The organism is Sphingopyxis macrogoltabida (genome assembly GCF_001307295.1).
GTDB lineage: Bacteria > Pseudomonadota > Alphaproteobacteria > Sphingomonadales > Sphingomonadaceae > Sphingopyxis > Sphingopyxis macrogoltabida_B.
Genome location: NZ_CP012702.1, coordinates 40,968 through 58,892, shown reverse-complemented (window position 1 = coordinate 58,892; position 17,925 = coordinate 40,968). Strand labels below are relative to the sequence as shown.

Annotated in this window: 22 protein-coding genes; 16 read left to right on the top strand and 6 right to left on the bottom strand. The window is 60.0% G+C overall.

The features are described 5' to 3' along the window. Positions 1 to 71 precede the first annotated feature (71 nt). Positions 72 to 623, top strand: coding sequence for a plasmid mobilization relaxosome protein MobC (mobC, locus tag AN936_RS23480; RefSeq protein WP_021245545.1), 552 nt, complete (start codon positions 72 to 74; stop codon positions 621 to 623). Then, positions 610 to 1,653, top strand: a complete 1,044-nt coding sequence (locus AN936_RS23475; RefSeq protein ID WP_054590666.1) for a relaxase/mobilization nuclease domain-containing protein — start codon at positions 610 to 612, stop codon at positions 1,651 to 1,653. Before mobC ends, AN936_RS23475 begins: the two co-directional genes overlap by 14 nt. Here AN936_RS23475 and AN936_RS23470 read toward each other — a convergent pair whose 3' ends face one another. The 4 genes from AN936_RS23470 to AN936_RS23455 form a co-directional block, all read right to left on the bottom strand. After that, on the bottom strand, positions 1,654 to 1,884 hold the full coding sequence (locus AN936_RS23470; RefSeq protein ID WP_020819802.1) for a hypothetical protein: 231 nt from the start codon (positions 1,882 to 1,884) through the stop codon (positions 1,654 to 1,656). A gap of 59 nt (positions 1,885 to 1,943) precedes the next feature. Beyond that, entirely contained in the window at positions 1,944 to 2,393 is a 450-nt protein-coding gene (locus tag AN936_RS23465) for a hypothetical protein (protein ID WP_020819803.1), read from the bottom strand. A 39-nt stretch (positions 2,394 to 2,432) separates the two neighbouring features. After that, entirely contained in the window at positions 2,433 to 3,617 is a 1,185-nt protein-coding gene (locus AN936_RS23460) for an LPD7 domain-containing protein (protein WP_020819804.1), read from the bottom strand. Positions 3,618 to 3,683: 66 nt separating this feature from the next. Further along, positions 3,684 to 4,448, bottom strand: coding sequence for an IS6-like element IS6100 family transposase (locus AN936_RS23455; protein ID WP_001389365.1), 765 nt, complete (start codon positions 4,446 to 4,448; stop codon positions 3,684 to 3,686). A 319-nt stretch (positions 4,449 to 4,767) separates the two neighbouring features. Between AN936_RS23455 and AN936_RS23450 the strand changes: the two genes are divergently transcribed. The 14 genes from AN936_RS23450 to AN936_RS24935 are packed head-to-tail and all read left to right on the top strand — an operon-like array spanning position 4,768 to position 16,807. Beyond that, positions 4,768 to 5,433 carry a lytic transglycosylase domain-containing protein gene (locus AN936_RS23450; protein ID WP_004213200.1) on the top strand — a complete coding sequence of 222 codons (666 nt, stop codon included), beginning with the start codon at positions 4,768 to 4,770 and terminating at the stop codon, positions 5,431 to 5,433. A 21-nt stretch (positions 5,434 to 5,454) separates the two neighbouring features. Continuing rightward, the gene (locus AN936_RS23445) at positions 5,455 to 5,796 is read left to right on the top strand and encodes a TrbC/VirB2 family protein (RefSeq protein ID WP_004213202.1); all 342 of its coding nucleotides are present in this window, start codon (positions 5,455 to 5,457) and stop codon (positions 5,794 to 5,796) included. 6 nt (positions 5,797 to 5,802) lie between these two features. Continuing rightward, positions 5,803 to 6,147, top strand: coding sequence for a type IV secretion system protein VirB3 (locus AN936_RS23440; RefSeq protein ID WP_006949650.1), 345 nt, complete (start codon positions 5,803 to 5,805; stop codon positions 6,145 to 6,147). Next, a complete protein-coding gene (locus AN936_RS23435; RefSeq protein ID WP_006949654.1) occupies positions 6,134 to 8,518 on the top strand; it encodes a VirB4 family type IV secretion/conjugal transfer ATPase in 2,385 nt (794 codons plus the stop codon). The genes AN936_RS23440 and AN936_RS23435 overlap by 14 nt, the downstream gene beginning before the upstream one ends. 13 nt (positions 8,519 to 8,531) lie before the next feature. Continuing rightward, positions 8,532 to 9,245: a type IV secretion system protein gene (locus AN936_RS23430; protein ID WP_046195635.1), complete on the top strand. Its 714-nt coding sequence runs from the start codon at positions 8,532 to 8,534 to the stop codon at positions 9,243 to 9,245. Positions 9,246 to 9,247: 2 nt separating this feature from the next. Continuing rightward, positions 9,248 to 9,553: a hypothetical protein gene (locus AN936_RS23425; RefSeq protein ID WP_006949657.1), complete on the top strand. Its 306-nt coding sequence runs from the start codon at positions 9,248 to 9,250 to the stop codon at positions 9,551 to 9,553. Positions 9,554 to 9,596: 43 nt separating this feature from the next. After that, positions 9,597 to 10,613: a type IV secretion system protein gene (locus AN936_RS23420; protein ID WP_004213214.1), complete on the top strand. Its 1,017-nt coding sequence runs from the start codon at positions 9,597 to 9,599 to the stop codon at positions 10,611 to 10,613. A gap of 10 nt (positions 10,614 to 10,623) precedes the next feature. Next, a complete protein-coding gene (locus tag AN936_RS24520) occupies positions 10,624 to 10,944 on the top strand; it encodes a hypothetical protein (protein ID WP_004213216.1) in 321 nt (106 codons plus the stop codon). Positions 10,945 to 10,953: 9 nt separating this feature from the next. Further along, positions 10,954 to 11,637, top strand: coding sequence for a virB8 family protein (locus AN936_RS23415; RefSeq protein WP_004213217.1), 684 nt, complete (start codon positions 10,954 to 10,956; stop codon positions 11,635 to 11,637). Next, complete coding sequence (locus AN936_RS23410; RefSeq protein ID WP_004213222.1) at positions 11,634 to 12,476, top strand: TrbG/VirB9 family P-type conjugative transfer protein; 843 nt, start codon at positions 11,634 to 11,636, stop codon at positions 12,474 to 12,476. Before AN936_RS23415 ends, AN936_RS23410 begins: the two co-directional genes overlap by 4 nt. Position 12,477: 1 nt before the next feature. After that, positions 12,478 to 13,746, top strand: a complete 1,269-nt coding sequence (gene virB10, locus AN936_RS23405) for a type IV secretion system protein VirB10 (protein WP_004213224.1) — start codon at positions 12,478 to 12,480, stop codon at positions 13,744 to 13,746. Continuing rightward, on the top strand, positions 13,743 to 14,735 hold the full coding sequence (virB11, locus tag AN936_RS23400; protein ID WP_004213226.1) for a P-type DNA transfer ATPase VirB11: 993 nt from the start codon (positions 13,743 to 13,745) through the stop codon (positions 14,733 to 14,735). The genes virB10 and virB11 overlap by 4 nt, the downstream gene beginning before the upstream one ends. Next, complete coding sequence (locus AN936_RS23395) at positions 14,713 to 16,629, top strand: type IV secretory system conjugative DNA transfer family protein (protein ID WP_046195636.1); 1,917 nt, start codon at positions 14,713 to 14,715, stop codon at positions 16,627 to 16,629. Before virB11 ends, AN936_RS23395 begins: the two co-directional genes overlap by 23 nt. Further along, positions 16,619 to 16,807, top strand: a complete 189-nt coding sequence (locus AN936_RS24935; RefSeq protein WP_149037846.1) for a hypothetical protein — start codon at positions 16,619 to 16,621, stop codon at positions 16,805 to 16,807. The genes AN936_RS23395 and AN936_RS24935 overlap by 11 nt, the downstream gene beginning before the upstream one ends. Before the next feature lie 18 nt (positions 16,808 to 16,825). On the opposite strand, the gene AN936_RS23390 is transcribed toward AN936_RS24935, so the two are convergent. Together AN936_RS23390 and AN936_RS25210 are read right to left on the bottom strand one after the other, a co-directional pair. Further along, positions 16,826 to 17,590, bottom strand: a complete 765-nt coding sequence (locus AN936_RS23390) for an IS6-like element IS6100 family transposase (protein WP_001389365.1) — start codon at positions 17,588 to 17,590, stop codon at positions 16,826 to 16,828. Then, entirely contained in the window at positions 17,556 to 17,909 is a 354-nt protein-coding gene (locus AN936_RS25210; RefSeq protein ID WP_054590665.1) for a hypothetical protein, read from the bottom strand. Before AN936_RS25210 ends, AN936_RS23390 begins: the two co-directional genes overlap by 35 nt. Positions 17,910 to 17,925 lie beyond the last annotated feature (16 nt).

Here is a 17,925-nt window from a genome sequence, read left to right as displayed (position 1 = left end):
GGCGGCTAATGTTAACCGATACGCTCAATCCTATCGGATCGCGCTTCACGGTTGGGAGATACCTACCCCACATGGAAAAGACGCTGGGCTTCAAGATCGAGGCGGCCAAGCTCGCAAAGATCGACGCGCTCGCGCAGACGAGGGGAGGGCGCGGCCCCTTCATGCGTCAGCTGGTTGACGCGGTGCTCAGGCAGTCCGGGGCGGCCATCGAGGCCGCGCCTGTTGCCGACCGCGAGGCCGCTGGCGAGCACCGCCTTTATCTTCGGCCCACCGAAACCGAACTGGCCGTGATCCGCCATCGCGCAAAGGAGCGCCGCATGACCCCGGCGACCTGGGCGATGGCTCTTGTGCGGCGACACATCGGCATTGCCGCGCCTGTCGATCGCGAGTTGCGCGAAGAGCTGTTGAATTGCCGTCAGGCGTTACAGCGCATTGGCCGCAACGTGAATCAGATCGCCCGAGCGGCGAACAAGATGGCGCTGGCGGACAATGCAGCGGAGATCGCCGGCGAGCTGCATAAGGTCAACGACCTGCGCGCGGCGATCGGCGCGGCCGTCGAAGGTATCGGTGCAGCCACGAAGGCCGATCTTGTCTATTGGGAGGTGCCCGGTGAGCGACTTTGACAGCAGCTTTGAGGCGGGCCAGCTCGCCGCGCTGTTCAAACCAAAGCTGACCAGCGACCCGAACAGGCGCGGCGCCGACATGTTGCTGCGCTCGCTTAGTTCGAGGCGAGCAGGCCAGGGCGGGAGCACCCGGGCGCGGCTTGCTCGCATTGTCAGCCGTGCTCCGGAGGTCATGGTCAAGGTTACGGGCAGGCCGAAGGGCAAGAACCACGCGGCTGCGCATTTCGACTATATCGGCCGAAAAGGCGATGTGCCGCTTGAAACGCGCGATGGCGACATTCTGACTGACAAGGAAGATCGGGCGGCGCTGGCGCGCGATTGGGGCGATCCTGTCTATTGGCGTGACAATTCTACCGTAGCCGCCGTGAGCATGGTTTTTTCGATGCCGGCAGGCACAGACCCCGACAAGGTTCTTTCAGCGGTGCGCGAAGTCGCGCGGAGCGAGATCGGGCATGAGTGGGATTACGTCCTGGCGCTGCATACGGACACACCACGGCCTCACGTGCATGTGACGGTTGCAGCGCGCGGTGACACGGGGAAACGCTTCAACCCGCGACCTCAAACGCTGCATCATTACCGGGAGCGCTTTGCCGAGGAATTGCGGGCGAGGGGGGTTACTGCCGAGGCAACGCCTCGCGCAGCGCGCGGTGTCGGCCGAGCTGGTCAAAGCATGGCCCTGAATCGGATGCGGCAGCGCTACATGGCCGGCACCGCACCTGCACCGTTTGCCAATCAGAAGATCACTGCGGCCGCGCGAGACCAGCTGGCGGGGCGGTCCACCGCTCCGGATTTCGTGGTGCGCGGGCGGCAGGCATGGAATGAGACGCAACACCGCTATCTAGCCGCCGCCAAGCGCCTTGAGGCAAGCAGCGATCCAGCTGACCGCCAGCTTGCCGACCAGGTGCGGCAATTTGTGGGGGCAGGGCGAACGCCTACAATTCATGAGCGATCGGTAGCCGCGATGGAGCGGAAGCGGCAGAGCGAACGATCTAGGAACCGCGATCGTTCGCGGGAAGGGCCAGGACGATAGTTACTGGCCGTGCTTGGTCCAGCCAACGCTGTTTGCGCGTTCCAAAGCGACCAAGGCGTCTGATACCGCCTTCTGCGCGACTAGAAGATAACCTTCGGCAATACTGGGCCATGTTAACTCATCGAACGGATTTGTGACGTTGCCGTTGAAATAATCGAGAGCTTCATGGGCGCGTGCAGCCGCCTCGATTACCTTGGCGGTTTGTTTCTTTGCCCTGTCAGATTTCTTCATCGTGCCTCATGAGGCCATAGCCCATCAAGAGATCGCAAGCGGTGGCAGCTGCCACCGCTCTACCTTCCGTCAGTTTTGAGCCTGCCACGATCTACGGACAGCTGGGGTATCATCGGATACTTTAAGGCTTCACGCTCCCGCGCCCGACCTTCATCTATCCCGTATGATGCGCCAATCATCAAACCTACGAAGAACACGGGGATCATGAGCAGGAGCATCGAGCCGAAGCGTGCTCTACGGCGAGAGCTTTGGATCGCGAGCGCATCACGTTGCAGCTTGAGGGCTGTTATGATCGTCTCGGTAGCAAGGGTGATTTCATGGGCGTCGTCGCCCACATTTGTAAGCAATTGCTCAACGTCCGTCAGAGGGCGTTCTACCTGTTTACCCACTTCGCTTAGATCAGACCAAGCGAGGTTTCTGGAATGAATCACGCGAAGCAAGGTTTCAATGTGACGATCGAGATCGGACACGCCTCTCGATGGCACCGGATCAGGCCGGGGAATGTTCATCGTGCGGTTTCCTGTTTCCAAAAAGCATGTGCCATGCACTTAGCGCGAGCGTGACGGCTTCCTTTCCTGCTGGCGCAGCGTCAAATCCTCGCGCGCTATGCGGGTAGCCTCGTTCTGGCGCTGTTGCTCGAAACGGGCAGCAGGGACCGGCGCGCCAACCTCAATACGCTTGGCGACAGTTTCCTTGGCCCGCTCTATGAAGCGATCCCTGTCTTCCTTTTGGGTGAACCGGGTTTTCGCTTCGATCGCTGCCGCCAGGACGTGCGATTGCGCGGCCTTGAATTGCGGGTTGGCCGCATTATCCCGATGCGAATTGCGCCGGAACTGTTCGGCCGCAGCACGAGATTCTGAGGGGTCTTGCTTTGCCATGCTCGCTCTCTTTGCCGGGTCTTGTGCTTCGCGGGCCTTATCTCGCGCCGCCAGCCTTTCTCCCTCAAGTTTCAGCTGTTCAGACGGCTTGAACCCTTTCACTTCGACCCCCGATCGCGCCGCTTCCAGATAGACCGCCTTCTTGAATTCGTCGCTTCCATGAACACGGATCGACTGCCAGCCATTGTGCTTCGCGATCGCGATAGCATCGCCAATGGCATAGTCCTTGTTGATGCGAATGCCGTCTTGGCCCTTGATCGACATATCGGGCTTGTCATCGCGGCCGCTACGGAAAAGATCATTCCCAACGCGCAGATATTTGCGTTCGAGCTGCGTGGGCAGAGCCAAGCGTGTGTCGTCAACTTGCTTGTCATCCTTTGGCGCTGCCTTCGATGGAACCTCAGCTTTCGCGGGCGCAGCACCGTCTTTGCTCTCCGCCCTGGCTCGCTCACCCTCATGGATATTGAGCGATTTATCGGCCGATGCGGTCGGAGCCGCTTCGCGCTTCGCTTGCCGGGGCCACGCATTAAGGTCGGCCCGCACTCTGCTTTCGTGTCCGCGCAATTCGTCGGCAGGCGCTCCGCGTTTCAGCGCCTTATTATACTCTTCGACAGCCGGCGTCAGATATTGCGCAACCGGCGTGGACCCATCATTGCGCCAATCCGTGGACGCCAGATAAGCGGTTTTTCCGCCTTTCTGCATCGTCAGCGCGTGGTCATATTGGTTTTCCAGCTTGGCAAATGCCTTCATGGCATCGGGGAATCTCGCAAAGGTTTCCTTGCTGTTCCCAGGGCCAAGAATTTCGTAGGAGCGCGGCGTCTTTGCTTGGCGTTCGCTGTTGTCATTATCGGCCATATTCTTCTCCTTGGCTCTGTTGCAAAGATTGGCGGCAGTCAGAGGTAGGCTGTCGCTCTGCGCCGATCAGGCGGCTGCTGCGAAATGGTGGTTGAGCATGCCCATGGCCTCCGTCAGCGCCGAGGGCCCAATGCCAAAAGCTCTCTCCACAAGGCGCACCTCGCCCCTGATGCCGGGCTGCAGGCACCAGGGGCGAGCCTGTCCTTTGCGCAGGGCTCGCATGACTTCGAATCCCTTGATCGTGGCATAGGCCGTGGGGATCGATTTGAAACCGCGCACCGGCTTGATCAGTATCTTGAGCTTTCCGTGATCGGCCTCGATCACGTTATTGAGATACTTCACCTGCCGGTGGGCCGTCTCCCGGTCCAGCTTTCCTTCGCGCTTCAATTCGGTGATCGCTGCACCATAGCTCGGCGCTTTGTCGGTATTGAGCGTGGCAGGCTTTTCCCAGTGCTTCAGGCCTCGCAGGGCCTTGCCCAGGAACCGCTTCGCTGCCTTGGCGCTGCGGGTCGGCGACAGGTAGAAATCGATCGTGTCGCCCCGCTTGTCGACTGCCCGGTACAGGTAGGTCCACTTGCCCCGCACCTTGACGTAGGTTTCATCCAGGCGCCAGCTCGGATCAAAGCCACGCCGCCAGAACCAGCGCAGCCGCTTCTCCATCTCCGGGGCGTAGCACTGGACCCAGCGATAGATCGTCGTATGGTCGACCGAAATGCCGCGTTCCGCCAGCATTTCCTCAAGGTCGCGATAGCTGATCGGATAGCGACAATACCAGCGCACCGCCCACAGGATCACATCACCCTGGAAATGGCGCCACTTGAAATCCGTCATCGTTCCGTCCGTCCAATCTCCGCCAAGCATGCTCAAGCTTCACGATTTTTGCAACAGAGCCTACTTGGGCATGTGAGGTTGTGCTGTGCATCTCCAACCCGGGTGGTCCGACGCAATATCCAGCCTGTGTTCCACCGATAACGAAACTGTGGCGCGTGCTGGCTCTCGGCGGCAGCTTCCCGACATGCACGGGCGGGGGCATCGCCAAGACCAAATACAAGAAGCCGGATGATGGGAGGCCTGGTCGCTTGACGGTCACTTGGACTGACGGGCGGCAACAGACCTACTATCAGCCGCGCAACTGACCGGGAGCGGGAACGTGTTCCTCGAAACCGGGGCCGTTCTTTCGCTGGCGGCGCAATGCGCCCCAGCGGTAGCGCCGCATACGATCGCCGCGATCGTGGATGCGGAATCTTCGAACTATGTTTTTGCGATCAACGTCAACGGCGTGGCCAGTCAGCCTCGCCGTCCGCGTAATGAGGCTGAGGCCATCGCAACCGCGCGCTCCTATGTGGCTCGCGGCTACAGCGTGGATCTCGGCCTCGGCCAAATCAATTCACGCAACATGGGATGGCTCGGCCTAACGTGGGACACTGTTTTCAAGCAGTGCTCCAATATCGAAGCGGCAGGCCGGGTGCTCCTGTCCAATTTCCGTTCGGCCAAGACGGGGCGCACCCCGCAAGAGGCCCTTCGGGTCGCACTCAGCATGTATAACACAGGCTCTCAATCGAGAGGTTTCCGCAACGGCTATGTCGCCCGCGTGGAGAACGCAGGTCGCCGCGTCAGCGGTCGGCCTGCGACCGCAATCCCGACTGTCATCGTGGGCGATCAGCCCGCCAGCGCCGCCATGAGCGACACTGGCGCCGGTCGTGTGCCGGTGGAGCTGGCGGAAATCGCAGCGGAGAACATGGAGGCGGCTCCACCGCCTGCACCGCCTGCGTGGGATGTTTTCGGCCGCGCCCAACACGCGCGGATTGGTTCGTAAGGCGAAGATAGGAGTTATCGAATGTTTCGTATCTGGAAGATCAAGGCTGAATCCCGGCTCGATGCGCTGCTCGCGCGTCTCAAGCCCTCGCCGCTCATGGCGCGCGCGCTGCCCCTGTCGCTGCTGGCAAGCCTGCTCGTAGCGGAGCCGGCTTTTGCGCAGGCAAACTTTGAAGGCCTGGCCGACAACATTCTCGGCCTGCTGAGCAACGGTTTGCTCCGCACGCTTGCGATCATCGCGATCATCGTCGTTGGCCTTCTGTGGTTCCTCGGCCGCGCGTCGGTGCAGATGCTCGTCACGGTCGTAGTTGGCGTGGTGATCGTGTTCTCCGCGCCTTGGATCGTCGACACGATTACGGGGTGATCGGGGATGGACGGTCAGGAAGAAATGACAAAAGACCCGCTGTTCTTGGCCGTCACCCGCCCCGCTTTGTGGGCGGGTGTTCCCATTGAAGCGGGCGCGCTCATCATCATGGCGGGCGCAATCACGTTAGTTGGTTCGGGCAATCCTCTCTACGGCGGCGCGGCCGCCGTCGCGCTTTATGCGATGGCGCGGCTTATCGTTCGGCATGACGTGAACGCATTCCGGCTGATCTTCCTGTGGGGCCGGACCAAAGCGGCGAACCGGAACCGCGTCTTTTGGGGTGGATCGAGCTACACGCCGCTGCCGCTCTACGGAATCAAGCGAAAGGGATTTGGTCGTGGTGTTCGGTAAGAGCGCGCTCGCGGAGAAGGTGCCTTTTGACAAGGCCAAACGGGAGGAAATGCCCGAGAAATTCTTGCCGTATTCGCGGCATGTCAATGAGCATGTGGTCGCCCTCGATAACGGCGATCTGATGCTCATGCTCGAACTGGATGGACGGCCCTTTGAGACTTCGGACGTGCGCGATCTGAATGATTGGCACACGCGCCTCAACGGGGTCTGGCGCAATATCCATGACGAGCGGCTTTCGATCTGGACGCACATGTTGCGGATGCGCGTGCGCGACTATCCAGGCGGCACGTTCCGCTCGCATTTCGCCGCGAAGCTCGATCAAAAATACTATGAGCGGATGACGGCCGAACGCATGTTCCGCAACCGCTTCTTCATGACGGTCGTGATCCGCCCAACAGCAAACGCGACCGACAAGCTGATGGATTTCCTGCGCAAGAAGCAGGAGGACAAGAACGCCAATATCGCGGAAGCTCTAGAGCTGCTGGAAGACAAGGTGCGCGATCTGGAAAAGCTACTGCTGCGCGTTCGTCCGCGCCGTGTCGGCATCTATGAGCACCGGGGTCTCCTGTTCTCCGAACCGCTGGAAATATTGAACCAGGTGATGACCGGGCGCTATCGGCGCTGTCCTCTGGTCCGTGGCCGTCTCGGCTCGGCGCTCTATGCGAGCCGCGCCATCATCGGCGCTGAGACATTTGAGGTCCGCGACGCCGATCATTCGATGTTCGGCGGCATTTTCGGCATTCGCGAGTATCCGTCATCGACAACGCCGCGCCAGTTTGAATCGCTGCTTTCGGTCGATTTCAGCCTCGCCATAACGCAGTCGTTCACGTTCCTGTCGCGCACAGCGGCAACAGAACGGTTTCGGCTTCGCCAGACCCAAATGGCGAACGCCGGTGACAAGGCGATCAGCCAGATGGATGAGCTGATCGACGCGGCCGACGATTTGCAATCGAACCGCTTTGTGCTGGGGGACCATCATTTCACGCTGACGGTGTTCGCGGAAGATTTGAAGAAGCTGCGCGATAACATGTCGATCGCGCGCGCGGCGCTGGCCGATACGGGCATGGTCGCCGCCCGCGAAAGCGCGGCGCTGGAAGCTGCCTATTGGTCGCAGCTGGTCGGCAACTTCGCGTGGAGGGCGCGCCCCGCGCCGATCACGTCATATAATTTCTCGGCGTTCTCGCCCTTCCATACGTTCCCTGCAGGGCACGAGGACGGCAATCATTGGGGGCCTGCGGTCGCCTTGCTCAAGACAAGCGCTCGCAGCCCCTATTACTTCAATTTCCATTCGGCAGACCTGGGCCATTCGATGGTCATTGGTCCATCGGGCGGCGGTAAGACGGTGCTGGTCAACTTCCTGATGGCGCAGCTCGAAAAGTTCAACGCGCGCCATATCTTCATCGACAAGGATCAAGGCGCGGAAATTTTTGTCCGAGCCAGCGGCGGCACCTATCTCGCGCTGCGCAACGGGGAACCTACGGGCTTCGCTCCGCTCAAGGCGCTCGACAATACGGCTTCCCATCGCGCGTTCCTCGGTCGCTTCATCCGCCAGCTGGTGAAGCAAGAGGGGGCGCCGATCACGGTGCAGGAATCGCACCTGATCGACGATGGCATCGAAGCCGTGATGAAGCTGCCACGCGAGCAACGCTCGCTGTCGGCGCTGCGGACCATGCTCGGCATGTCGGACTCGGGCGGCGTCGGCGCGCGCCTAGTCAAGTGGACCTCCGAGGGGAACCTTGGCTGGGTTTTCGATAATGAGGAAGATTCCATGTCTCTCGAAGCCCGTTTCGTGGGCTTCGATATGACCGACTTCCTCGAAAACGCGGAAATCCGCACGCCGGTCATGCTCTACCTGTTCGAGCGGATAGACGCGCTCCTGACAGGCGAGCGCATGGTTATTGCGATTGACGAATTTTGGAAGGCGCTGGCCGATCCGGCGTTCACGGCATTCGCGCAGGATGGCCTCAAGACATACCGCAAGCGCAATGCGTTCCTCGTCTTTGCAACACAGTCGCCTGCGGACGCGCTGCGGTCCACGATCAGCCATTCGATCTTGGAGCAGGTCGCGACGAAAATCTTCCTGCCCAATCCGTTCGGCCAGCGCCGGGATTACATCGAAGGCTTCTCGCTCTCGGAGGCGGAATTTAAGCTGGTGCGCGAAGAGCTGTCGCCGGAAAGCCGCAAATTCCTCGTGAAGCAGGGCCATGACTCCGTTGTGGTCGGCCTGGATCTCATTGGCATGGACGATGAACTGGCCGTGCTGTCGGGCCGCGCTGAAACAACGGGCGTGGCCCGCGAAGTGATTGCCGAACTGGGCAATGATCCGAAGCTCTGGTTGCCGGAATTTCACCGGCGCCGGCGCCCAAGCTGAAAGGAGTGAGACTATGAAGCAGCTTATCTTGGCGGCTGTGTCGATCGGGAGCCTTGCGGCCGCGACGCCAGCCAGTGCGCAGGGTATCCCTGTGTTCGATAGCACGTCGGTGCTCAAGCATATCGAACAAATCCAGAAGACCATGCAGATGATCGAGCAAGGTCGCCAGCAGATTGCGGAAGCGCAGCAGCTCTACCAAGGGTTGAACCAGCTGACCGATGTTTCCTCGATCGCCAACCAGCTTAAGACAGATTCACTTCGCACCCTGGGCGTTGATGTGAACTCGCTCGAACGCATGGCGCGCGGCGATTTTGGCGGCGGCGGCAGCTACGGCGGGCGATCTGATGCGATCTATCAGGACATGCTCGAACGTCTCGGCGTATCCGCGAATGGCGATCAGACTGACGTTCGCTATCAGACAGCTCGCTCGATCGCGATGGACAAGGCCATGGCCGAAGGCATGGGCGAAGCGGCCACATCGCGCAGTGAGGGTCTGGAAGAGCTGCGCAATCGACTTGCGACCGCATCAACAGCCAAGGAAGTTGCTGACCTTCAAGCGCGCATCCAGCTCGAAAGCGCGTCGATGATGAACGACCAGCTCCGCGTCGAAGCGTTGGAGCGAGCGCGCAGAGCGGAGGCCGCGGCGCACACGGCCGAAGCTTTTGCGGACAGGTCGCGCAAACGCGATGAGCAGCGTGCGCGAGCGCGGGCGGCAGCTGGAATTTGACCATGAAGAAAATGGTCCTTCTTGCGATCAGCGCAGCCGGCTTGCTCGCCGGCTGCGAACGCGCGCCCACATTTCCCGAGATTTTAATGACCTATCATGACGTTGATTGGCTCAAAACTCATGAAGATCAGATTCCGGTGATCGTCGCTGAGTGCGACAAGATCGTGAACAGCGAACTCAAACAGTCGGACCTCCCCATGCCAGTGGCTCGCAATTGCGGAGGCATAAAGAACAAAATCGCCTCCATTGAAAGGTCGCGGAAACGTGATGAGCAGCGTGCGCGAGCACGGAAGGCAGCTGGAATGTAAGGCTGTAATAACAGCTTGAATTATATCTAATCGGAGCGGTCTGGTGGAATACGATCTATTTACGAATGCCTATCAGGGCTTCACCAACGAACTCAATTCGGTAGTTGTGTCCAACTATGCTGGGTTTGTTGGGTGGATCGCTGGACCGCTCCGCACTGGCATGATCATTTACATAATCCTGCTAGGCTACGCGATTATGCGCGGGGCCGTGCAATACCCCTTCCGCGAATATGTCTATCGCTCGCTTATGCTGGCCGCGCTCTATTATGCTGTGACAAACCTCTATGGAGCATCGCTCGCACAGATGATCGTGACCGGCCTGCCGCATGAGTTTGCCTCGATCGTAGGCGGCTCACCGGACGGCGTTGGTGGGTCTTTCGATGGGATGTGGGCGCGGGTCGATGATGCACTGCTCGCGATGCAGGATGCGACCGAGAAATACGCAGAGGAACACGCCTCACTGACTGATATTCCCGGCGCTGCGGCCGCAATTATGCTGTGTATCGGTGCCACTATCATCATTCTTTTGACAGCGATCGCGGCTCTGTTCGCACTGGCTGTCGGCTTTGTGATCGTGCTCTATGCGCTGTTTGCGCTCGCCTGTCTGGCGGTGGTCGGGCCGATCTTCGTAGCAGCGCTGCTGTTTGATTCCACCAGAAGCTACTTCTTCTCATGGCTCGGCAGCGTCCTCAACTTTCTGATGTTGTCGCTATTTGCGATGCTTCTTGTGCTCGTTGTGGCCAATGTCGCTGAATCGGCAACAGCAACATTCGATGGCGATTTTGACAACATCTGGAGCACCTGTATCCGGATCATCGCGTTCTACATTCTCGCCTGCTTTTTCTTCATCCAAATCCCCGGAATAGCTGCCTCACTTGGCGGCGGCGCGGCTGCAATGGTGACGCAGTTCGGCAACGCGGTGACGAAGGGTGGCGGGGCAGTTGCAACGGGCGCAGGGCACGCGGCCAGCGATGCCCGCGCCATGGGGGCCAGCATGGGGCGGGGCTTCTCGTCGGCGGTTCGCCGTTGGCGCAACCGAAACACAATCACCAGAGCTTGAGGGAACGAATATGCGCAAGTTGCTTGGACTCGGAATCTGCCTGGCGCTGGCGGCCTGCGCAGGTCAGCCCGTCAAAAAGCCAGCCAAATGTGAGGGGCCGATGCGGCCTGCAAATCCGCATGGGCTTACCCTCCCCACAATCCCGGATCAGGCCGCACAGCGAACCGCGCCGGCAAATGTGGACGTGTTCAATCAGGGTGCACCGGCAACGCCGGACGCGGCCCCGGCAGACCCCTCCACTCCGGGCAATGAACAGTCGGACGCATCGCGGGCGGTCGAAGTGCCGCGTCTAAGCGCCTCGCTGCGCGGCCCGATCTACTCGAATTGCTGAGGTGTTACGATGGCAGTTGGTATTCCAAAGGACGAGCTGAAAGCCTATTTTGAAGAGGCTGCAAGCTGGGAACGTGACAAGCTTGCGGCGGCCGAGCGCTCCAAAAAGCTGGCGTGGGTCGTCGCTGGCGTTGCTGGCGCCCTGGCGACTGCTGGCGTTGTGGCCGTTGCAGCCCTGACGCCTCTAAAAACGGTCGAGCCATATGTTATCACGGTGGACCGTAACACGGGCGAGGCGTCGATCGCCGCCAAGCTCCACGGTGACGCGACGATCACCTATGACGAGGCGGTCCGTAAGTATTTCCTCGCTACCTATGTCCGCTATCGCGAAGGCTGGATAGCGGCCGCTCGCGAAGAATATTTCGATGCGGTCATGGTCATGTCGGCGCGGCCCGAACAGGATCGGTGGTCACGCTTCTACAAGACCGACAATCCCCAAAGTCCGCAAAACATCCTTGCGAACCGCACTGATGTTTTTGTCGAAATCAAGCGGGTGTCGTTCCTGGGCGGCAACGTCGCGCAGGTCTATTTCACTAAGGAATCTGTGACCGGCTCGAACTCGACCAAAACCGATGCCGTCGCGACCATCAAATACAAGGTCGATGGCACGCCGAGCAAGGAAGTGGACCGCTTCAAGAATCCGCTTGGCTATCAGGTCGAGAGCTATCGCGCTGACGTGGAGGTGCCCCAATGACCGTGTTGAAGTGGAGCGCCCCGTTTGCGCTCGCGATCGCGCTAGCTGCGTCGCCGGCGATGGCCGAAGAAACGCCTCATGCGACGGTGCTCGATCACCGGGTTCGTGAAGCGAACTACAATGATCGGCAAGTCTATGAGATTCCGGGTGTATTCCGCATCGCCACGGAAATCGTCTTCGCCAAGGATGAAGTAGTCGAGCATGTGGCGTTGGGCGATACCGTGTCTTGGGAAGTCGCACCGGCTGCCAATTCGCTTTTCATCAAACCGCGCGAGCGCGCGGGTCGCACGAACCTGACAGTCATAACCCGTTCACGCTACGGCCCGCGCAGCTACCGCTTCGCTCTGTCGCCAACGCAGCGCGGCAGCGGCTTCTATACGGTCGTTTTCCGCTATCCTGAACAGGAAGCGGCCGAGGCGCAGGCGCAAGCCGCAATGGCCCAGCTGGCCCAGCTGAAAGCCTTGGAACGCGGCGCGGTGAAGTCCGCGCTCGATATTGGCGTGCTGGAAGGCACACGCAACGCCGATTACATCATGCAAGGATCGACGGCCATCCAGCCCTCCGAAGTGTCTGACAATGGACAGTTCACCGTGATGCGCTTCCCCAACCAGCGTGAATTGCCGGCGTTCTTCGTCGTCAATCCTGATGGATCGGAAGCCATCGCCTCCTTCGATGTGCGCGATGAATATGTGGTGCTGCACGGGGTTTACAGGACAATCCGGCTGCGCCGGGGCCTCGAAGTGCTCTGCATCCACAATCAGAAAACCGACTATTACGGGCGCGATCCCAAAACTGACACGGCCTCTGGCCTAGTCGAGCGAACCACGGGGGTTCAATAAAATGGCTGCGAACGATCATGACAACGCGCCGCATGGCGACAACATCATCTCGCAGGGCGAGACGGTCGAAAACCGGCCCCTCGCGTCTGAGCCGGTGCCCGATCCCGAAGATATTGAGCGGCAAAGCGAGCGCCAGGCGAAGATTGCCGCTCTGCCGAACAGGTCGATCGACCCCAAAAAGGCGGTCGTTCTCGCGGCGGTTGCCTGCGGCGCGATCGTTCTCGGTTTCAGCACAATCGACGCGATGCGGAGCGATCCAACCGAAAAGGCCGAGAAAGCGGAAAAGCCGGATGAAAGGCAGCTCGCCAACTACGATCCCAAGTCGATCATAGCGCCCACGCTTGCCGATGCGCCAAATGATCCGAACGCGCCGGTGCCCATGACGGAAGTGCCGGCGCTTGATGGAAGCCAAGCGCCCCGCACGGGCGGCGCGAATGGCCGCCCCCAAAAGTCTGAGGGGCAAGTCATCGCTGAGGCCCAACGCCGCGCCGGGATCATGGCTTATGGTGGCGAAAACGGCGGCGGGGTCGGTGGAGCGGTGGCAGCTGCCACCGGCCTGCCCATGGGCGGCGGCACAGGAGCACAGGGCGCGCAGTTGATTGGTGCGTCGGCCGATGGTGATGGGCAAGGTGGATCGCGCCGGACAAATCTCGAAAACATGCGCCAAACCTCGCAAATTGATCGGGTGTCAGGCCGCGACATTGGCAACCGCGATATGCTGATCCTCGCAGGGTCGTTCATTCCGTGCGTGCTGCAAACGGCGATGGATTCCAGTCAGCCCGGATATGTCAGCTGCATCATTCCCCGCGACATTTATTCGGACAACGGCCGCGTCGTCCTGCTGGAAAAGGGAACGCGCGTCTTGGGCGAATATCAAACCGGCGTCCAGCGCGGCAAATATCGTCTCTTTGCGGTATGGAACCGCGCGGTTACGCCTCGCGGCGTGGCGATCGACGTAGGTTCGCCCGCCAGCGACGCGCTTGGCCGTTCAGGTATGGCAGGCGGCGTGAAGAACTTCTTTTGGGAACGCTTCGGGGCCGCGCTGTTGTTCAGCTCGCTCAACGATGCCGCCTCGATCGCCGCCTCGGAAGTCTCCGACGCCGATAATGTCACGCGGGTTCCCAGCCAAGCGTCGGACACGATCTTGCGGGACACGATGCAGATTCAGCCGGTGCTTCGCATCAATCAGGGCGCGGAAGTGGGGATTATGGTCGCTCGCGACTTCGATTTCTCCAACATCTACGGCCTGCGGCTGAGGCGCGGCCAGTGAGCAATACGGCTGTCCTCGAAAACGCCCTGCTGCCGCTGCGTCCTCTTCTTGCGCGTGAGGACGTAACGGAGCTGGTGATTAACAAGGCTGGCGAAGCGGCGATTGAAACGCGCAATGGATGGTCCTGGGAGACATTGCCTGACCTCAATGAAAAGTCGCTGCTCGCGCTCGCGCGGGCAGCGGCGGCTTTCACGCATCAGGACATAAGCCAGTCCACGCCGATCTGCTCCACAATCCTCCCCAGCGGTGAGCGCGTGCAGCTGGTTGTGCCGCCTGCTGTCCCTGCCGGCACCGTGTCCATCACCATCCGCAAACCGTCATCGGTGACGTTGACGATGGAGGACTTCGAGCGCGGTGGGCTGTTTAGCGAGACAAAGATCGCAACTAGGCAAGTCTCGCCGCTCGATGTTGAATTGCGCGATCTGCTCGACGCAGGAAAGCACGTCGAATTTTTCCAAAAGGCGGTCCAAGGCCGCAAGAATATCCTGATTTCGGGCGCTACCGGCTCGGGAAAGACGACGCTCTCTAAAGGGCTGATCCAGCTCATTCCGCCGCATGAGCGGCTGCTGACGATCGAAGACACGCGCGAATTGGTCGTTCCGCATCGCAACGTGGTCCACATGCTCTACGCGAAGGACAAGCAGGGCACCGCGAAAATCTCTGCAAAGGATCTTCTGGAATCGGCCCTGCGTATGCGGCCTGACCGGATACTGTTGCAGGAGCTGCGCGACGGCACCGCGTTCTTCTATCTCCGCAACGTCAACTCAGGCCATCCCGGCTCGATCACGACGATCCATGCGGACTCGGCCGAACTCGCGTTCGAACAGCTGACATTGCTGGTCAAGGAAAGCGAGGGCGGCGCCGATCTGGCCCGTGACGACATTCGCAGCCTGCTCAAGCTGCTGGTTGATGTGGTCGTGCAGACCAAGAAGGTCGAAGGCCGCTTTCGCGTGACGGAGATATATTTTGATCCAGAAAACAGGCTCTAACAGGCTCGCACTGGCCCTCGTCCTCCTTCCGATCACGCTCCTGCTGATCGGCCTGCTGACCGGCACGGTGGCGTGGTTCTTCCTTAAGATGCCCGCCGCGGCTTATGATCCGCTCACGCTCCCCGGCTTCTTCTGGTATTACCGGCATGATCCTGTCGTGACCGAAGCGCTTTGGCGAGCCGCGGTCATAGGCGTGCCGTTGCCGGTGTTGCTCATGGCGATCGTCCTGCGGCCGAAAAAGAACCTTCACGGTGAAGCTCGTTTCGCGCGCGAAGGTGAAATCCGCAAGGCGGGCCTTCGCGCGAAAAAGGGCATTGTGCTCGGCCGCTTCCGCAATGGCTTTTTCCGCAACGGCTTTCTCATGGTGGGTAAGATGGAGCATGTATTGCTCGAAGCCCCTACCGGATCGGGCAAGGGCGTCGGCATCGTCATTCCCAATCTGTTGCAATGGCCGGATTCGGTTGTCGTGCTCGATATTAAGCGTGAGAACTACGAAATCACGGCGGGTTTCCGCCGCAAAGGCGGCCAAAAGGTTGTCCTGTTCAACCCTACGGACAGGGAAGGCCGCACGGCCCGCTACAACCCGCTCAGCTACATCAACAGGTCCGACCCGATTGAGGTCCTGGTCGAATTGCAGAAGATCGCCACGATGCTCTTCGTGCCTCCGGAAAAGGGCGAGGCGTTCTGGACGGAATCAGCCCGCACGGCATTTGTCGGCATTGCATCGTGGATCGCGGCCAAGCCTGAACGTCCCTTCTCGTTTGGCGAGATCTACCGGACCATCACGATGCCAGGGATGAAGGCATTCTTCGCCAAGGAAGCCGGCGATGGTGCGCTATCGGAAGGGTGCCGCGCTGCGTTGAGCGATTTTACGTCCAGCGCTGACAACACATTCACCGGCATTATCCAGACCGTCACCTCCAAGCTCAATCTCTGGATCAATCCGATTGTCGATCGCGCGACTGCCGAAAGCGACTTTTCCCTGACGGACCTTCGCCGCATCCCGACCTCGATCTATCTCGGCGTTTCGCCGGATGAACTCGATAGGGTCGCGCCGCTCTACAATCTGTTTTTCCAACAGCTGATCGACCTCAACACGCGGCAACTGCCCGACGATAGCGAAAAGCTGTCCGTGCTGCTCATTCTGGACGAATTTGCGCGGCTCGGCCGCGCCCAGGTCATTGCAAATGCGTTCTCCTATGTGCGCGGCTATGGGCTTCGTCTGCTTCCCGTCATCCAGTCACGCTCCCAGCTGCGAAATGTCTATGGGGAGCATGGCGCGGACGAAATCGTATCAAACTGCGGGGTCGAAATTGCCTTCACGCCCAAGGAACTGCGGGTCGCAAAGGAACTGTCCGAACGCCTCGGTTATCTCGGTCAGGATGCGGAAAGCCGGTCCCTGACGATACATGGATTGCTCGCCAATCGAAGCAAGACAATCTCCGAACAGCGGCGCGCACTGATGCTCCCTCAAGAGCTGATGCAGCTGCCCGAAGACGATATTCTCGTCATCCGGGGCGGTATCCCCGTCATTCGCGGGAAGAAAATTCGCTACTTCAAGGATGCCGTGTTCCGCTCGCGCTTGACGCCTGCGCCGAAAGTGCCGGCGCTGCCCAAGCCGATCGCCCCGATCGCGACCATCGATGATCTGAGCGATGAAGAGCTGGCGGCTTTCAACGATTATTCCGCACTGGCCGATGACCAGGTGCAGGACATTCCCGAAGACGTTCTCGCCCTCGATCGCGACATGCCGAACCTGACAGTGAAGGACGGCAGCATGGCTTTCGATGAAATCGACTTCGACGACATTATTGGTCCCGACCCGACAAAAGAGGAGTGGGAAGGCCAGCGCCGGGATCTAGTTCTAAGTGAAGGAGAAGAATATGGCCGATGATGACACAAGCCAGCGCGGTGCATCTGAGCCACGCCCTTTCGAAGTTCGCGGCGGACCGGGGAACAGCAAACAGTCGTTCGCTACTCTTCCCGATGCGATGCAGGCTTACGTCAAGGCGGACAATGGCGATCATTCGCTGACGGGCTCTGTTGCAAAGATTGGCGGCAGTCAGAGGTAGGCTGTCGCTCTGCGCCGATCAGGCGGCTGCTGCGAAATGGTGGTTGAGCATGCCCATGGCCTCCGTCAGCGCCGAGGGCCCAATGCCAAAAGCTCTCTCCACAAGGCGCACCTCGCCCCTGATGCCGGGCTGCAGGCACCAGGGGCGAGCCTGTCCTTTGCGCAGGGCTCGCATGACTTCGAATCCCTTGATCGTGGCATAGGCCGTGGGGATCGATTTGAAACCGCGCACCGGCTTGATCAGTATCTTGAGCTTTCCGTGATCGGCCTCGATCACGTTATTGAGATACTTCACCTGCCGGTGGGCCGTCTCCCGGTCCAGCTTTCCTTCGCGCTTCAATTCGGTGATCGCTGCACCATAGCTCGGCGCTTTGTCGGTATTGAGCGTGGCAGGCTTTTCCCAGTGCTTCAGGCCTCGCAGGGCCTTGCCCAGGAACCGCTTCGCTGCCTTGGCGCTGCGGGTCGGCGACAGGTAGAAATCGATCGTGTCGCCCCGCTTGTCGACTGCCCGGTACAGGTAGGTCCACTTGCCCCGCACCTTGACGTAGGTTTCATCCAGGCGCCAGCTCGGATCAAAGCCACGCCGCCAGAACCAGCGCAGCCGCTTCTCCATCTCCGGGGCGTAGCACTGGACCCAGCGATAGATCGTCGTATGGTCGACCGAAATGCCGCGTTCCGCCAGCATTTCCTCAAGGTCGCGATAGCTGATCGGATAGCGACAATACCAGCGCACCGCCCACAGGATCACATCACCCTGGAAATGGCGCCACTTGAAATCCGTCATCGTTCCGTCCGTCCAATCTCCGCCAAGCATGCTCAAGCTTCACGATTTTTGCAACAGAGCCCATCATGTTGCTCGGCACCTCGAACAGCGAATAGGTGAGATACATTATGCCCACGCCAAACCCGAACATGGCGGTGCTAAGGCCGAGTGCCTGGGACATGGGGACAGCGGCATAGGCCACGTTTCCCCGATCGAGGATTGCCACGAAATACAGGGCGATCAGCCACCACATGATGCGGTTTGCGACCTTGCGAATGATGGGCGGCGGAGTGTTGTCGTCCGCGCTTGCCGCCTGAGCGGGATCGGTTGCGCCACTCATTCTTTTCCTCCCCTTG

Excerpts from the sequence above, each read along its gene's own strand:
- AN936_RS23430 (WP_046195635.1), top strand. The coding sequence starts at position 8,532 with ATGAAGCAGCTTATCTTGGCGGCTGTGTCGATCGGGAGCCTTGCGGCC.
- AN936_RS23460 (WP_020819804.1), bottom strand. The coding sequence starts at position 3,617 with ATGGCCGATAATGACAACAGCGAACGCCAAGCAAAGACGCCGCGCTCC.
- AN936_RS23440 (WP_006949650.1), top strand. The coding sequence starts at position 5,803 with ATGGACGGTCAGGAAGAAATGACAAAAGACCCGCTGTTCTTGGCCGTC.
- AN936_RS23415 (WP_004213217.1), top strand. The coding sequence starts at position 10,954 with ATGGCAGTTGGTATTCCAAAGGACGAGCTGAAAGCCTATTTTGAAGAG.
- AN936_RS23465 (WP_020819803.1), bottom strand. The coding sequence starts at position 2,393 with ATGAACATTCCCCGGCCTGATCCGGTGCCATCGAGAGGCGTGTCCGAT.
- mobC (WP_021245545.1), top strand. The coding sequence starts at position 72 with ATGGAAAAGACGCTGGGCTTCAAGATCGAGGCGGCCAAGCTCGCAAAG.
- AN936_RS24935 (WP_149037846.1), top strand. The coding sequence starts at position 16,619 with ATGGCCGATGATGACACAAGCCAGCGCGGTGCATCTGAGCCACGCCCT.
- AN936_RS25210 (WP_054590665.1), bottom strand. The coding sequence starts at position 17,909 with ATGAGTGGCGCAACCGATCCCGCTCAGGCGGCAAGCGCGGACGACAAC.
- AN936_RS23470 (WP_020819802.1), bottom strand. The coding sequence starts at position 1,884 with ATGAAGAAATCTGACAGGGCAAAGAAACAAACCGCCAAGGTAATCGAG.
- AN936_RS23425 (WP_006949657.1), top strand. The coding sequence starts at position 9,248 with ATGAAGAAAATGGTCCTTCTTGCGATCAGCGCAGCCGGCTTGCTCGCC.
- AN936_RS24520 (WP_004213216.1), top strand. The coding sequence starts at position 10,624 with ATGCGCAAGTTGCTTGGACTCGGAATCTGCCTGGCGCTGGCGGCCTGC.
- AN936_RS23410 (WP_004213222.1), top strand. The coding sequence starts at position 11,634 with ATGACCGTGTTGAAGTGGAGCGCCCCGTTTGCGCTCGCGATCGCGCTA.
- AN936_RS23455 (WP_001389365.1), bottom strand. The coding sequence starts at position 4,448 with ATGACGGATTTCAAGTGGCGCCATTTCCAGGGTGATGTGATCCTGTGG.
- AN936_RS23390 (WP_001389365.1), bottom strand. The coding sequence starts at position 17,590 with ATGACGGATTTCAAGTGGCGCCATTTCCAGGGTGATGTGATCCTGTGG.
- AN936_RS23445 (WP_004213202.1), top strand. The coding sequence starts at position 5,455 with ATGTTTCGTATCTGGAAGATCAAGGCTGAATCCCGGCTCGATGCGCTG.
- virB10 (WP_004213224.1), top strand. The coding sequence starts at position 12,478 with ATGGCTGCGAACGATCATGACAACGCGCCGCATGGCGACAACATCATC.